11 protein-coding genes are annotated in these 14,929 nt (G+C 58.1%); 6 read left to right on the top strand and 5 right to left on the bottom strand.

Translation table 11 applies throughout. From position 1 onward, the window contains the following. Window positions 1-13: 13 nt before the first annotated feature. From Q0Z93_RS02795 to Q0Z93_RS02785, 3 genes are all read left to right on the top strand, one after another. The gene (locus tag Q0Z93_RS02795; RefSeq protein WP_298062334.1) at window positions 14-934 is read left to right on the top strand and encodes a substrate-binding domain-containing protein; all 921 of its coding nucleotides are present in this window, start codon (window positions 14-16) and stop codon (window positions 932-934) included. Between the two features lie 491 nt (window positions 935-1,425). Beyond that, entirely contained in the window at window positions 1,426-3,099 is a 1,674-nt protein-coding gene (locus Q0Z93_RS02790; protein ID WP_298062333.1) for a nucleoside kinase, read from the top strand. Window positions 3,100-3,494: 395 nt separating this feature from the next. Beyond that, a complete protein-coding gene (locus tag Q0Z93_RS02785) occupies window positions 3,495-4,211 on the top strand; it encodes an SAM-dependent methyltransferase (protein ID WP_298062331.1) in 717 nt (238 codons plus the stop codon). A gap of 35 nt (window positions 4,212-4,246) precedes the next feature. Here Q0Z93_RS02785 and Q0Z93_RS02780 read toward each other — a convergent pair whose 3' ends face one another. The 4 genes from Q0Z93_RS02780 to Q0Z93_RS02765 all read right to left on the bottom strand — a co-directional run bounded on the left by Q0Z93_RS02780 (window position 4,247) and on the right by Q0Z93_RS02765 (window position 7,859). Further along, window positions 4,247-5,308, bottom strand: a complete 1,062-nt coding sequence (locus tag Q0Z93_RS02780) for an FKBP-type peptidyl-prolyl cis-trans isomerase (RefSeq protein ID WP_298062329.1) — start codon at window positions 5,306-5,308, stop codon at window positions 4,247-4,249. Between the two features lie 305 nt (window positions 5,309-5,613). After that, a complete protein-coding gene (locus Q0Z93_RS10120; RefSeq protein ID WP_363291396.1) occupies window positions 5,614-6,210 on the bottom strand; it encodes a DUF5606 domain-containing protein in 597 nt (198 codons plus the stop codon). A 27-nt stretch (window positions 6,211-6,237) separates the two neighbouring features. Continuing rightward, window positions 6,238-6,903, bottom strand: coding sequence for a dephospho-CoA kinase (coaE, locus tag Q0Z93_RS02770; RefSeq protein WP_298062327.1), 666 nt, complete (start codon window positions 6,901-6,903; stop codon window positions 6,238-6,240). Then, entirely contained in the window at window positions 6,903-7,859 is a 957-nt protein-coding gene (locus Q0Z93_RS02765; RefSeq protein ID WP_298062325.1) for a hypothetical protein, read from the bottom strand. Before Q0Z93_RS02765 ends, coaE begins: the two co-directional genes overlap by 1 nt. A gap of 298 nt (window positions 7,860-8,157) precedes the next feature. On the opposite strand from Q0Z93_RS02765, the gene Q0Z93_RS02760 reads away from it, so the two are divergent. The 3 genes from Q0Z93_RS02760 to pth all read left to right on the top strand — a co-directional run bounded on the left by Q0Z93_RS02760 (window position 8,158) and on the right by pth (window position 10,953). Continuing rightward, entirely contained in the window at window positions 8,158-9,360 is a 1,203-nt protein-coding gene (locus Q0Z93_RS02760) for an alpha/beta hydrolase (RefSeq protein ID WP_298062323.1), read from the top strand. Between the two features lie 309 nt (window positions 9,361-9,669). Continuing rightward, the gene (locus Q0Z93_RS02755) at window positions 9,670-10,248 is read left to right on the top strand and encodes a 50S ribosomal protein L25/general stress protein Ctc (RefSeq protein ID WP_298062321.1); all 579 of its coding nucleotides are present in this window, start codon (window positions 9,670-9,672) and stop codon (window positions 10,246-10,248) included. Between the two features lie 138 nt (window positions 10,249-10,386). After that, window positions 10,387-10,953 carry an aminoacyl-tRNA hydrolase gene (gene pth, locus Q0Z93_RS02750; protein WP_298062319.1) on the top strand — a complete coding sequence of 189 codons (567 nt, stop codon included), beginning with the start codon at window positions 10,387-10,389 and terminating at the stop codon, window positions 10,951-10,953. 1,095 nt (window positions 10,954-12,048) lie between these two features. Here the strand turns inward: pth and Q0Z93_RS02745 are convergent. Next, window positions 12,049-14,430 (bottom strand): family 20 glycosylhydrolase, encoded by a 2,382-nt coding sequence (locus tag Q0Z93_RS02745; protein ID WP_298062317.1) that lies wholly within the window; start codon window positions 14,428-14,430, stop codon window positions 12,049-12,051. Window positions 14,431-14,929 lie beyond the last annotated feature (499 nt).

Raw genomic sequence — 14,929 nt, 5'->3', positions numbered from 1 at the left:
ATTTGGAATGGTTATGGGATTCCGTCTGTTATATGTCGTTGCGGCTGTGGTCGGACTGTGGTCGGGGCTGACGGCTTGCGACCGAAGTCCGGAGCACCGGACGACAATCGCGGTGGTGCCGAAAGTGGACGACGCTTCGGTGGCGGCGGCGAAAGCGGCGGCGCTGGCGGCACGGGATACGTATGGGATTGCGGTGCGGTGGGACGTGTCGCGCAATCCGACGGCGGAGTCGCAGGCGGAGCTGATCGGGAAACTCGTGACGGCGGGGGTGGACGGGATTCTGCTCAGCTGCATCGATGCGGCGGACACGGGGTTGAGAGGGGCGATTGATGCGGCGGTGGAGGCGGGGGTGGCTGTGGGAACGTTCGACTCGGACTGTCCGAACAGCGGGCGGAGTTTTTATATCGGCTCGGACAATGCGGCGGCGGGCATTTTGGCGGCGGAGACGGTGCAGGCGTTGTGTGAGGAGGGGGGACGGCCGGCGAAGGGGATCGGTGTGTTCGCCGGTGTGGAGGGGGATGCGGCGATGCAGGCGCGGATAGATGCTTTCTTGTCGGTGGTGCCGGATACGGCGGCTTTGTTCTGGTCGGGAGATGTGCCTTCGACGGGACAGACACAGGTCACGGACTTCCTGACGGACTATGCGCAGCTGCCGGTCAACGGGGTGGTCTTTTTGTCGAGCGTGCCGGTGATCGACGGGCCGGGGACGATTGCGCGGTTGGACAGTCTGTGTCGGGAGGCGGCGGGGGCTGCGGTCTTTTTCGACACGTCGGAGCCGGTCGTGACTTTCGTGCGTTCCATGCCGCACTGCGCGGCGCTCCGGCAGGATTTCGAAGCGATGGTGTCGGGGGGGATCGAACGGCTGCTTCGGGTGATTCGCGGGGAGGCGGTCGGCGAAACGATCACTTATACGCCGATCGAAGCGGTGCGATAATCTGAATTTGCCGGACGGCGCTTCGTGGAAAAGGATCGGGCATAGGCGCTGATTGCGGGCTATTTTCTTCTCTTTATGATGTCTTTTGCGGGGTGCCGCTCAGCATGCGAACCGGAAGTTTTTTCTTCCTTAAGGGTGGGCACGAGGCCGAATATGCGGATTTTTTTATGTACGGTTAATTTTAGATACTGGTAACATTTCTGAAATATTGTTTGCGATCTCCCCCTGTCGGGCCGCAACCTTCCCCCGCAGGAGGCCCAGTACTATTCGGCACACGAACCGGGCAGTAACTACCCCCAACTCCGCAGGCTGAGACCGAAACCTCAGAAAATGAACAGTTGGGCTTCCGCGTCGGCGAAGACCTCAGTCGCTGCGGCGCGTAAGCAGCGCGTTCGCCCGCGCCGAAGACACAGAAATCGGACGCAGGGACGTTGCGGATCGCCCGAAAAATGGTATCTTTAAAGTGATTTTGCATAAGACCAATAGAAACTATGACAGCGAAACCGATTCAGATATATTGCGAAAATAACGACTCGACCCTCTATGTAAGCGAAGGCTCCACACTGGAACAAGTGCTGGAGATGCTGGCCCTGCGAACCGGATCGCCGGTGATCGCCTGTTTTGCCGACAACCGGATGAAAGAACTCAACACACGGATTTATTCGCCCAAAAGTCTGCGGTACGTCGAACTGACCTCGTCGGACGGGATGCGGGTCTATGCCCGGTCGCTCTTTTTCCTGCTCCACAAGGCAGTGACCGATCTCTATCCGGAAGCCCGGCTGAGAGTGCTTTATACGGCGGCAAGGGGATACTATTGCGAAATCGACGGCGCAGGGCCGATCGGGGCGGAACAGGTGGGAGCCATCAAGAAGCGGATGGGTACGCTGGTGGAACTGAACCTGCCGATCGTCAGGGAAAAGCTGCTGATGTCGGATGTAGAGAAGCTCTATCACGGGCATGGATATGAGGATAAACTGGCCCTGCTGGAGACACGGCCGCAACATTTCATCACGGTCTATAATCTGGGCGGTTTGCCAGGCTATTTTTACGGCGCGATGGTCATTTCCACGGGATTTCTGAAAGTGTTCGATTTGCAGGCATTCGGGGGCGGTTTCGTGTTGCAGATGCCGCGGCGCGACGACTGCTCGAGGGTGGAGCCGATGCGCTTGGAACCGAAACTGTTCTCGGTGTTCCAGCAAAATAAGGAGTGGGCGGACATTCTGCGCATTTCGGACGTGGGATCGCTCAACTCGCGGGTGCTGGCGGGAGACGCGAGCCAGATGATCAAGGTCGGGGAGGCGCTGCAGGAAAAGACGTTGGCGCGGATCGCCGACACCATTCTCGAACGGCATACCAAGAGCGGGGTCAGAATCGTGTTCGTGGCGGGGCCGTCTTCGAGCGGGAAAACCACGCTGGCGAAGCGGCTTTCCATCCAATTGCAGGTGCTGGGGCTGGAGCCGGAGACGATTTCGCTGGACGATTATTTCGTGGACCGCGAACATACGCCGCGGGACGAAAACGGAGATTACGATTTCGAGTCGCTGGGAGCGGTGGATGTGGATACATTCAATGCGGATCTGAACCGGCTGTTCGCGGGGGAACGGGTGGAAATGCCGAAGTTCCGCTTCACGGACGGGAAGCGCTATTACGACGGGACGACGTTGCAGCTGAGCGACAGGGGTATTCTGATCGTAGAGGGGATTCATGGGCTGAATCCGGGGCTGACGCCGCATGTAGAGGATCGTTTGAAGTACAAGATTTACGCTTCGGCGCTGACGACGCTGTCGTTGGACAATATGAGCGTGATTTCGACCACGGACAACCGGTTGCTGCGGCGTATCGTGCGGGACAGTAAGTACCGGGGGCGTTCGGCGTTCGATACGCTGAAGGGCTGGGCGAGTGTCAGGCGTGGGGAGGACAAGTATATTTTCCCGTACCAGGAGATGGCGGATGTGATGGTCAACACGGCGCTGTTCTTTGAAATATCCATCCTCAAACATTATGCGCAGCCGCTGCTGGCGCGGGTGCCGGCCAACACGCCGGAGTATGCGGAGGCGCTGCGGCTTTTGAAGTTCCTGGATTATTTCGTGGAAATCTCGGATCGGGAGCTGCCGCCGACTTCGATTCTTCGGGAGTTTCTGGGGGGGAGCAGTTTTGCATATTGACCGTTTTTGCGGGAGGGGAGTATCGTGCGGCAGGCATCCCTGTGGAGATTTTGTCGGTGTGGGGTAGGTAGGCTGGCTGCGGGCGTCGTTAGTTGAAGTGTTTGACCGGGACGGTTGGTCTGTTTTGTATATGAAGCGGTTATCTCCGTATGGAGATAACCGCTTTTCTTTGGCTGCCGCAACCCCGGTGCGCGGCCCCATTGGGGATTTTTTAGGGGTTACACTGTTTTATTTAAGGTAATTACAACCTGGTGCGTGTGCCGAGCGCACCGCAGAAGCCGGCAATTCTGTCAATCGAAACAACTAAAAATTCACCGTATTTTAACAGACTTTGGATTTCCGAGCCCGCAGACAGCCCGTCTGCTGGCGGAAACCCAATAATTTACCGTACCTTTATGCCAGCAATGGGAAAACTGTATCTGATACCGACCCCTATAGGCGAAACAGCCTCGTGGGACACCGCCCTGCCAGCCGGCAACCGGGCCATAATCGACCGCATCGACCACTTTGTCGTAGAGAATATACGCACGGCCCGCCGTTTTCTCGCCCGTAGCGGCATCGGCCGCGCTATCGACGAGCTGACCTTCGCCGAACTCAATGAACACACGCCGCCGGAAGAAGTGGAAACCCTGCTCGACCCGCTGCTGAAAGAAGATAAGAACATCGGAGTGATGTCCGAAGCCGGACTGCCTTGCATCGCCGATCCGGGCGCTTTGCTCGTGGCCGCAGCACACCGCCGAGGCGTGGAAATCGTACCCTTAGTCGGCCCCAGCTCCCTCACCCTCGCCCTGATGGCTTCCGGAGCGAACGGTCAGTCTTTCGCCTTCAACGGATACCTGCCCGTCAAACCTATGGAACGGGTCAAGGCCATCCGCCATTTCGAGCATCGGGCCCACACCGAAGGGCAAAGCCAGATATTCATCGAAGCCCCGTACCGGAACCGGAAACTTTTCGACGACCTCCTCACCGCCTGCGCCCCGCAAACCAGGCTCTGCGTAGCCTGCGACCTGCTGGAACCCGGACAGTACATCCGTTCGCAGAGCATCGCTGCCTGGAAAAAGAACGGGGCGCCTGCCATCGACAAACGCCCCGCAATCTTCATTATTTTCTGAATCCGCCTGCAGGCATCCGAATCAGTTTAGCTCTTCTATTCCGTATCGCTCTCCGACCGATCGCCATCGGTGATATAGATCTTGTACCTCATCGGCTGATACGGCAGAATCTCCGGAGTGCTCGAAGCATCGCCCGCATCTCCGTGCGCCCAGGTCGACACCGTGACCACCTCCGCCACCTCTCCTTTGCGCATCATCGGCGCCGCAATGTAAAGCACCTTGTTCACCGTAGCATTTTCCCCCGACGACGGCTGCACAGCCAGCGCCTCATACCCCGCCTCGTTCCCGCTGTCGTAGACATTCCATTTCCTCGCCACCGTGTCGATATTGGTAGCCGCCAGAAAACCGTCCATGAAATATTCTTCGTAATAGACATACACCATCGAATCCTTCGAGATGGGATCTCCCGCCGGATTCTGTTTGACGATCCGCATGTACATCCCTATCGTATCATGCGAATAGTCCGATCCCGCCCAGCGCAGCTCCGCGTAACGCTGCACCGAGTCCCGCTCCCAGATGAACGGCTGCGTAGTCACCGCATCGAGCCGTATCTCGAATACGACCGGCAGATGCGTATAAGTCACCCCCTGTTCCCCCGCATATCCGGCATTGATATCCATCGCATAAGCATAACCCTTGTCGGACGGGATATAGACCCGGACCGAGTCACCCGCCCGCATGCGTTCAAATGCCTGTTTGAGCCCGTCGCACAGTTTGGACGAAGTGGATGAGAATTGCAGGAAATCGTCGCTGTAATGCGTCGTGTAGGCAAATTGTCCCACCCGCCGCGAGATCGAATCCACGCGGGTGACGAATACCGAGCCGTCTAATGTCTTCCCCGTATAGTTGACGGTCAGCCACGTATAATCCGGCACCGGTACGGCCGCATCCGCCGGCCCCCGCTCGATATACTCGATATAGATGTCTTTGTACGGATTGGCATACGCCTCAGGGGCATACTTGGCCACCCAGGCCTCGAACGATTGCCGCGCCAACCCCTTTGCAATATCCGGCGCTTCCCCGGCGCACGACCAGGCACCCGCCGCCACTGCCGCAACGGTCGCCGCTGCCAGATAAATCCTCTTTATCCCACGCATAATGTTTCAGTTTTCAAAAAATGATTCCGGGGACGTCGGCCCGCAACGGATTCCGGGCCTGCATTTGCCGAGGACAAAGATAACGTTTTTTCCGATACGGCCAAGCCGGGTTCCCTCCCGGCCGGCATTTCCGACCGCCCGGTGCGGAAGTTTTTCCCGAGCCGGCGGGATCCCGCCCCCGTCCTGGCAGCATAGTCCCGACCGATAGCCCGGGCCGTTGCAGACCCGCGTGCCCATTCGCAAAAAGAAGGCCCTTCCTCCCGCGATGGAAAAAAGAGCCTGATGAAATACAGTCTGCAACAAGACTACTGTGCTTTTCGCGCCTGTGCTTTTCGCGCCGTCGTACTCTTTGCCGCCGGAGCTTTCGAGCGGCTTTCCGCTTTCGGCACCCGTTTGGCGGCAGCATTCGCAGAGGCGGTCGTCTTCTTTGCCGGAGCTTTCTTTTTCGGTTTTTCTCCCGCAACAGCGGCAGTCTCGCCCGCAGCAGTATCAGCCTCCCCGTCTTCCTCGGCAGCCTTGAACGAAGTCATCCCCGCTGCCACCAGCGCATTGTACCATTGGCCGATCTTCCGGATGTCCGAGTTATGCACCCGCTCGGCATCGTAATCCGGCAGAACCGACAGCATGAATGTCCGCAGCTCCTCCTGCGAAGTTTTGGAAGGCAGTTCCACCGGCTTGCCGGCATACTTGTCGTGTATCGACTGAAGCACATCGCCCAGCGGCACCTCCGCAGAAGCCGTGAACACCGCAATGTCGCCCAGAGCGCTCACCTTGGTCGAGCCTCCCACCATCGTGCGGCGGCCGTCGGCCAACGATTCGACAATAATGCCGCCCTTGCCCTGAGCCACATATTTGAACAGCCCCGGCGCGCCCGATATTGCCAAAATCTCCTTTAATTCCATATCGTAATTATAAATTGTTTAAGAAATCTACCTGTTCGACGATTCGTCCGCAAATGTAGGTAAAATATCCCGAATCCGCTCTGCCGCGCGGCACAAAGCCTCGTGCAGCCGTACCGCCTGCGGGATCAGCAGCCGTTTTTCGTCCGCAGCAAGGAGATAGTCCGCATAACCCAGCCGCACTTTTTCGTCCATTTGCGCCCGGACCCGTCTTTCGGCCGCCTCCCTCGAGGCACCGTCGCGCCGCATCACCCGCCGGAGCCGCACTTCTAAAGGAGCCGTGACGACCACCACGCAGTCCATCCGCTGCCAGCCGCCCGACTCGATCAGCACCGCCGCCTCTTCCACCACATACGCCGGCCTCTGCGCTGCACCGTCCCACCGCGCCGCCCAGCTCCCGAAATCCCGTTCCACCGCCGGGTGCACCAACGCATTCAAGGCCGCCAACTTATCCGAATCCCCGAACACCTGCGATGCGATATACGCCCGGTTCAGCGATCCGCCGTCCGCCGAATAGGCTTCCGGCCCCAACAAACCGACTATGTTCCGCCTCAGCCCGGCATCCCCGGCCATCAAAGCCTTCGCCCGGTCGTCCGCCGTGTAGATTTCCGCCCCCATCATCCCCAGCAGCCGCGCCACCGTGCTCTTCCCGCTGCCGATCCCTCCGGTCAGCCCCACGCGCAGCAACCGGCCCATCACCGTTTCGTAAAAAAAGGTTCCACGAATTGCGGGTCGATCCGCATCACTTCCGTGCCTGCCGGTAGCGAATCGATCCGCACCGCGCATTTCCCGCTCGGATCCTCCCTCACGCGGTCGTAGTCCACGCAGGCATGCAGCCGTTCTTCGCGTATGCGCTCGTAATCCCTGAGCGGCACGTTGACCACCACCGTCACCCGCGACGGTACGATCGTGGCCTGCAAGCTCTCCGGCAAGTTGTCGACCCTCACCGGCAGTTTCAGCGTATGCTGCGTGAACGGCACCACTTCGGCCCGGTAATCCACCTGTTTGTCCGACAGCAGCACCCCCTCCCGCTGTTCCAGGTCGATCCGCCCCGCCACGGTACCTTTCACGTCCTGGTAGCGTCTGGGCCGCGTAAAGATCGCCTCCATCGTGTCCAGCAGCGCTTTGGGCCCCCGCACGTCCACCGAGTCCGGCCGGAATGCCACCGCGCCCACCGGCTTATACTGCTGCGCCGTCCCCACCTCGATCCGGCTCCGTACGGGCATCCGCCGGATCTCGACCGGCGACACGCTGATCATCAAAGCCGTGTCCAATATTTCGTGTATACGCAGGTCGTTGACCGCCACAGCCAGCGCCCCTGTGAGCGATCGCTCGTCCACCCGGAACTGCCGCCCGCTGCCGGCCACCGGCACGATCGTCAGTTGCGACATGGGGATCACCGCCCGGTCGCCCAGTCTCATCTTGTAGGCCATCAGTTTGCCTCCGTTCCCTTCGACGCGGCATTTCACCTCGCCGAGCGGCTGTTCGATCCAGAGTTTCGACGAGAAGTCGTTGCGGATTTCGATCGGCACGGTGACTTCCGTCGTATAGCGTCCGCCTAATTTGTCGCCGTACCACAAAAGGGCGGCGACCAGCAGGAACAGCCAGAACGAAGGCCTGATGTAATGCGATATTTTCCCGAGCTTCAACATAGAAACAAAGATACGAAAAATCGCGGCCCGATGGATCATTTTCCCGATAGAGGCGCGGGGACTGTTCCTTGCGGTCGGGTCGTTCCCTTTTTCGGACGACGGACGGGCGACGGCCTTCGGTTTCCTACTTCGGCAAAGAGGTGTCCCATATCGAAACCGCGGTGAACTTTTCCAGCCTTTTGTTCCCGTTTTTCCGATTTTATAGCGATCTGCCGGCCGGATTCCATAGAATTCCTGCCAAAAAATGAGTTTCTTTGTACAACGCTTTTCATGACTAACTGATAAAACCCGTATGCTTATGCAAACCAGACAGGTAATCATCTCTTTAGCCGCCGGCCTGCTGCTGGGCGGCCTCGTCTCCGCTGCCTCTGCCGCCGAAAAGGCGCTGAACAAATCCGCTGCCAGGGCGCAGGCCGAAGCCATCACCGAACAGCGCAAGGCGCAGCTGCGCGAATCCCTGGCCGGCGAATGGAAAAACCGCGAATTGACCAACGGAGAGTACCGGATGAAATTCTGGGACACGATTTACGGCCCGAAAACGGTACCCGAAGGCGGGCGCAGCCTCTACATCTCGCTGCACGGCGGCGGAGGGGCCCCGCCTGAAGTCAACGACCAGCAGTGGGAGAATCAGAAACGGCTCTACCGGCCGGCGGAAGGTCTGTATTTCGTGCCTCGGTCTCCTACCGACAGCTGGAATATGTGGCACCAGGAGTACATGGACGATTTTCTGCGCAAAGCCATCGCTGCGGCTGTGATTTTCGAGGGGGTGAATCCGGACAAGGTCTATATTCTCGGTTACTCTGCCGGGGGCGACGGACTTTACCAGCTCGCCCCGCGACTGGCCGATCATTGGGCTGCCGCGTCGATGATGGCGGGCCATCCGGGGGACGCGCGCATGGAGTCGCTGCGGAACCTGCCGTTCGCCATTTATATGGGCGGCCGGGACGGAGCTTACGACCGCAACTCGCTGGCGCGCCAGTATAGTACGATGCTCGACCGGCTGGCCATTGCCGAAGGGGAGGGTACCTATATCCACGACACGCATATCTATGAGGATTGCGGCCACTGGATGCTGCGGCGCGATACGATCGCCATACCGTGGATGGCGCAGTTTACGCGCAATGCTTACCCCCGGCGGGTGGTCTGGGTGCAGGATGATGTGCTGCGCGACAATTTCTATTGGGTCGGTGTGCCGGAGGTGCATCGCCGGGCGGGAGCGAAGATCGTGGCCGACATTCAGGGACAAACCGTCCGCATCGAGGCGAGCGACTCGCCGGTGGTGCTGATCGGGCTGAACGACGCGATGATCGACCTCGACAAGCCCGTAACCGTCTTGTTCGGCGACAAAACTCTTGTCACCAAACGGTTCCGACGCTCCGCCGGTTCGCTGAACACCCCGCTCGACCGGAGTCCGTACAGTCTCGATGCTCCTTATCCGGTGGTACTGAAGATCGAGAAGAATGCCAATGCCAAAGCAGGGGCTACGGTGACCCGGCTCTGACAGGATTTCCGGTTTGCCGGCGGTCAGGGAATCGGTTGGCTGGAAACGGCACCTCGCGATTTTCATTTTAGGCGATCCGGATGTAACTATTTCGGAATAAGCACAGTATGGGACCATGAGCCGGCCGGGGGACGGCTCGCTCTCCGCACGGGATAAACAAAAACGGTAAGATCGAAGATTTTTTGTATCTTTGCGGCGCTTTCGGCCTACGGTGGCCGGAGAGAGTGGGTGTGATGGGGGCGGTCTTCATTGCCGGAGACCGACTGAGTAGCACCCGGTTTATTAACGTTTTTCTAACTTGACCAAAGCATGAAAACTCTGGAAATCAAAGGTACTCCGCGTACCGAATTCGGCAAAAAAAGCACAAATGTGGTTCGTCGTGCGGGGAATGTGCCCTGCGTGATCTACGGGGGAGGCGAGACGGTGCACTTCTCGGTTCCGGCCCCGGAATTCAAACAACTGATCTACACACCGCATTCCTACTTGGTGAATTTCGATATCGACGGCAAGAAAGAGCTGGGCGTCATGCGTGAAGTGCAGTATCACCCGGTGACGGGCGACGTGCTTCACGTGGATTTCTACCGCGTGGACGAAAACAAACCGGTGGCTATCGACCTGCCGGTCGTGCTGACCGGGAACTCGGAAGGAGTGAAGCTCGGCGGTAAACTGATCCTCAGCAAACGCAAACTCCGCGTCTCGGCGCTGGTGAAAGACCTGCCGGACACCGTGGAAGTGGACGTGACGGAACTGGGGCTGGGCAAGTCGATCTTCGTGGGCGACTTGCATATTCCGGGGCTGGCTATCCTTACGCCGGCTTCGACGGCGGTGTGCGCGGTGCGCATAACGCGTGCGGCCCGCGGTGCGCAAGCGGCTACGGCCAAGGAATAACCTCTTTTCCGACAAGGCGGGAGCCCGGGTGGACATTTGTTTTTCAAGGCCTCTCCGCCTGACTTTGTTTCCTGCTTCTTCGGCGGCTTTTCGGGCCGGATGAGGAGCGGGAAACTTTTTTTAACGGATTCGGGCAAAATGAAATACCTGATCGTAGGACTGGGCAACATCGGCGCAGAATATGCCGAGACGCGGCACAACATAGGTTTCAAGGTGGCCGATGCGCTGGCGCAGGGGGCGGGGGCGACTTTCAGCGCGGACCGATACGGTGCCGTGACGACTATCCGGCACCGGGGACAGGAGGTGTTCCTGCTCAAACCGTCGACTTACATGAACCTGAGCGGCAAGGCGGTACGCTATTGGATACAGAAAGAGAAAATCCCGATGGAAAATGTGTTTGTGGTGGTGGACGACATCGCACTTCCGTTCGGCCACCTGCGCATCCGCAAGAACGGTTCGGACGGGGGGCATAACGGGCTCAAAAGCATTGCGGAGTGTCTGGGGGGGCCGAACTATGCGCGGCTGCGGGTCGGTATCGGGGGCGATTTCCCGAGGGGGATGCAGGTGGACTATGTGCTGGGCGAGTGGACGGCGGAGGAATCCGCCGGGTTGCCTGAGGTGCTGAAAACGGCGGCGGCGGCGGCTCTTGCTTTTGTGGCCGAGGGGCCGGACAGGGCCATGAACAAGTACAATATGAAAAAATAGCGGTTTTTTTCCGGACTCGCCGGATAGAACGTTTCTTATCCGGCCTCGGGAGCGAAACGGTTTAAACAAAACCGCATAGCCTCATTGCGGGCTATGCGGTTTTTGTTCGTTTTCAGAAAAGCGGTCTGGCCGCTGAAGTTCGACTTACACGTAGGTTTTCATCGGGTTTATTTGCAACCTGTGGCCGACATGGGGAGAGCACGGTCAGACTACTTAAGCTGTCTCCCGCCGCCACGGAAAGCGGGTTTTCATTTCCTTACCCTCGTCGGCCCGCGCGCTCCGGAGAGGGCCGCCTTTGACGCCAGCGCGCAAGGCCGGCATTCCTCTCGGAATGCGCTGTTCGCTACCGGGTAGTTAAAATCCAACTGAGTGCCCGGCGACATCAGGCCGTCGAATGAGGCGCTTCCGGCCTATTTATCGGGAAAAACATTGAGATTAACCGTAGGTTTAATTGTGCACCTGGTTTGAGTGAACTGTTCTCTTTGTGAACAAAGAGAACCAGAAAAACTTTCTGAGATGCTAACGCATCTCTTTAGCCTGCCGGGTACCCTTGGCTTTGATTTGTCGGGGTGCGGGGAATCGGGCCGATATTATGAGATTCGTACCTCATCGGCCCGATTCCCGCACCCGAACCAAACTCAATGCAAGAGGACTGCGGAGCCTAAAGAGTAGCGCAGCTATCTGAAAGTTTCTTTGGTTCTTTCTTTTCAAAGAAAGAACGGTACCAGGCGGCACGGTGCAATATAAACCTACTGTTTTTTCGGTACTATTTGCGACTGCAGGTCGTGCGGGCCGCAGCCTCTCCTGCAGCGGAGGCCCGCAACTTCGTTGCTTCGCCCGCAGGCTGCGACCCGTTTTATTAAACGAACGATTCATTTGAGGCCCTTGCAAACGTTTCCAAAATGTCGGCTGTGATCTTCCCGTGTCAGACCGGAGCCTCCCCGGCGAAGGCCTGGTGCCGCTGGGCACCCGAACCGGGCTGGAAGTACCCCCATGCCGGACACTCTATCATTTCAAGACCGAAAATAGAAAACGCCGGGATAAAAATAAGCGTGCCGTTCAAAAGAACGGCACGCCGCATTCAGTACAAAACCCTTACTCCGCCTTGTGCGTGAGTTGCTCCGGCGCCACCCTTACATATTTGTCCGAAGAAGGAGCCTTCACATAGAACGTAATCGCGTTCCAGTCGTTCGGCCAGCCATGCTTGATCATGTTGTTGAACACCAGCTTGAAGGGATGCTTTCCCGCCGCCATCGCACGCGTCGTTTTGTGCCGTTGGAACCGGCTCGCGCACTCCTGTCCGTTTTTGATCAGCAATTCGCCGTCGATCCACAACTCGTCCATGTCCGTCGCGAAGCCGTATACGCCGTCTTCCGGCAGTTCGACGAACCCTTCGTACACCGTCAGCGAATTGGCGCTCACCCCACTGTCCGGCACCCGGCCGCGCATGAAATAGCGCACCACCGTATCCGCCCCGAACTTCGCCCCCTCGATCTGCTCATCCGTCACGAAAAGTCCCGGAGCCATACGCATCACGATACCCGAATCCGCCTTCACAGCCTGAGTCGCCGGTTTCAAAGCCTGCTTTTCGACACGGATCGTCCGCACCCGGCTCAGTTTTCCCTGCGGCAAGAGCGTCGCAATCTTGATCTCGACCGGCTCATCCCCGCCGATCATCAGCGTATCCGCATAAACGGCAGACTTCGCCGTCGGTTCCGAACCATCCAGCGTATAGACCATCGGCAGGTTCCGCGTATTACTGAACGGCACCGCCGCCGAATCGCCCGTGAACGCGACCACGTCCACCAGCGTTCCTTCCGGCATCGGAATATGGTACGTGATATTATGATAGTCCAGCCGCACCAGTGCATTCACCAACCGCCGCTGGAAATCCGCCCAGTCCTTCCTGTCGTTCCGCGACCAGTCCAGTTCCGCGAGCGCCAGCACACGCGGATAGTACATATATTCGCGATGTTCGTCCGAAAGGATATACTCCGACCACAGATTGCCCTGCACCCCGATAATGTGCCGCCCGATCTCGGCCGGCATCGTGTCCGGCACCGGATTGTAGCTGTACACCTTTTCCAAGGTCGAATATCCTCCGATCGAAGCCGGTTCCACTTCGGCAGCCCCCTGCACGTGGTCGAGGTAAAAACCTGCACTGTTCGGCGTCATAATCACGTCGTGCTGCTGTTTGGCCGCAGCGATCCCCCCGGATTCCCCGCGCCAGCTCATCACCGTGGCCGACGGCGCCAGGCCGCCTTCCAATATCTCGTCCCAACCGATGATCTTCTTCCCGTGTTCATTGGCGAACTTCTCCATCCGTGTGATGGTATAGCTCTGCAACAGCTCCTCCGGACTGTGCATTTTGCCGTCCGCGCCCGGGCGGCGCGCTTTCACATCCAATCCCTCGGCCTTGATCCGCGCCTGGCAGTCCGGACACGCTTTCCAGCGCACTTTCGGACATTCGTCGCCCCCGATATGGATATACTCGCTGGGAAAGAGTGCGAACACTTCGGTCAGCACATTTTCCAAAAACCGGAAAGTCGTATCTTTCCCCGGACAGAATACGTCGGGCTCTACGCCCCAGATAATGCGCGGCTGCGCGAACGGCCCTCCCGTGCACGACAGTTCCGGATGCGACACCAGTGCTGCCAAAGCGTGTCCCGGCATCTCGATTTCCGGAATCACGTCGATACAGCGTTCCGCGGCATAAGCCACCACTTCTTTGATCTGTTCCTGTGTGTAGAAGCCGCCGTACTGCGAGCCGTCTCCTTCGGTACGGGTCGCTCCTTTCGCTGTCAGCTCCGGATATTTCTTGATTTCGATCGTCCACAGCTGGTCGTCGGTCAGGTGCCAGTGGAATCGATTGATCTTGAACATCGCCAGCACGTCCATCTGCTTTTTGATAAAGTCCACTCCGGCGAAATGGCGGGCCGGGTCGAAATGCACTCCGCGGTATCGGAACCTGGGTTTGTCTTTGATCGTCACCGCCGGCAGCGACCATACGACGTCCTTGACGATCGCCGGGCTTTCGATTTCGGCCGGGAGCAGCTGCAACAGTGTCTGCATCCCATAGAATGCCCCTGCCGGTGCCGAAGCGGCGATTGTCACCGCTTTCGGAGTTGCAATCAGGGTATAGCTTTCCGGATTGGCGATGGTCGTATCCCGCACGAAATAAATGTAGTTGTCTGACGGCGCGGCCTGCACCAGCGGCAGGTCGTAGCCTGTGGAACTTTTGACTTTAGCGGCCAGATAAGCTGTCGCCGAGGAGAATTCTGGAACGGCGCAGGCTATGGAGGTCGAGCGATTCAAGGTGAATGTCCCTTCGTCTTGTGTCATCTTTTCGGGTACCGGAATCACGTGAATCCCTTCGTTCCAGCTTTTCGTTTCGGGTGCCGAGCAGGCTGCCAATCCCAGCGCAAGAACGGCGCAGGCCAACGAAGCGATGCCCGACAGGCGAATTGTTTTTTTCATGGTATGGTTGTATTTGTGTGGGTTGGATAGATGTCGTTGTTATCTGTGTAGGGTTAATTGCCCGGTTCCCGCGTCAATGGGCCTGGTCTGCGGCCGTAAAACAGAACTCGAGACAATTATTACGTTTCATTTTAGTTGTTGCGGTCTTTCGGATCGCCGGCCCTGCCAGCCTGACGTACTATTTATTAACCGTAGGTTTATTAGCACTGTTCTGTGAGTGACTGTTCTTTCTTTGAAAAGAAAGAACCAAAGAAACTTTCAGATAGCTGCGCTACTCCTTACGCTCCGCAGTCCTCTTTCTTTGCATTGGTTCGGGGCGCAGGAATCGGGCCGATATAATGAGGCTTGTACCTAATCGGCCCGATTCCCCGCACCCCGACAAATCAAAGATAAGGGTATCCGGCAGGCTCAAGAGATGCGCAAGCATCTCAAAAAGTTTGGCTGCGCCTTCCTCCTGACGCCTCGGCCATTCGAGCAAGCTCGATGGCTCTCGGCTGTT

Source organism: uncultured Rikenella sp. (assembly GCF_947628055.1).
In the GTDB taxonomy this organism is placed as follows: domain Bacteria; phylum Bacteroidota; class Bacteroidia; order Bacteroidales; family Rikenellaceae; genus Rikenella.
This window is presented reverse-complemented; position numbering and strand designations above follow the sequence as displayed.

What these genes read in the sequence shown, in the direction of transcription:
- Q0Z93_RS02780 (WP_298062329.1), bottom strand. Translation starts at nt 5,308, where the DNA reads ATGCGTGGGATAAAGAGGATTTATCTGGCAGCGGCGACCGTTGCGGCA.
- Q0Z93_RS10120 (WP_363291396.1), bottom strand. Translation starts at nt 6,210, where the DNA reads ATGGAATTAAAGGAGATTTTGGCAATATCGGGCGCGCCGGGGCTGTTC.
- Q0Z93_RS02755 (WP_298062321.1), top strand. Translation starts at nt 9,670, where the DNA reads ATGAAAACTCTGGAAATCAAAGGTACTCCGCGTACCGAATTCGGCAAA.
- Q0Z93_RS02790 (WP_298062333.1), top strand. Translation starts at nt 1,426, where the DNA reads ATGACAGCGAAACCGATTCAGATATATTGCGAAAATAACGACTCGACC.
- Q0Z93_RS02765 (WP_298062325.1), bottom strand. Translation starts at nt 7,859, where the DNA reads ATGTTGAAGCTCGGGAAAATATCGCATTACATCAGGCCTTCGTTCTGG.
- pth (WP_298062319.1), top strand. Translation starts at nt 10,387, where the DNA reads ATGAAATACCTGATCGTAGGACTGGGCAACATCGGCGCAGAATATGCC.
- coaE (WP_298062327.1), bottom strand. Translation starts at nt 6,903, where the DNA reads ATGGGCCGGTTGCTGCGCGTGGGGCTGACCGGAGGGATCGGCAGCGGG.
- Q0Z93_RS02795 (WP_298062334.1), top strand. Translation starts at nt 14, where the DNA reads ATGGGATTCCGTCTGTTATATGTCGTTGCGGCTGTGGTCGGACTGTGG.
- Q0Z93_RS02760 (WP_298062323.1), top strand. Translation starts at nt 8,158, where the DNA reads ATGCAAACCAGACAGGTAATCATCTCTTTAGCCGCCGGCCTGCTGCTG.
- Q0Z93_RS02785 (WP_298062331.1), top strand. Translation starts at nt 3,495, where the DNA reads ATGCCAGCAATGGGAAAACTGTATCTGATACCGACCCCTATAGGCGAA.
- Q0Z93_RS02745 (WP_298062317.1), bottom strand. Translation starts at nt 14,430, where the DNA reads ATGAAAAAAACAATTCGCCTGTCGGGCATCGCTTCGTTGGCCTGCGCC.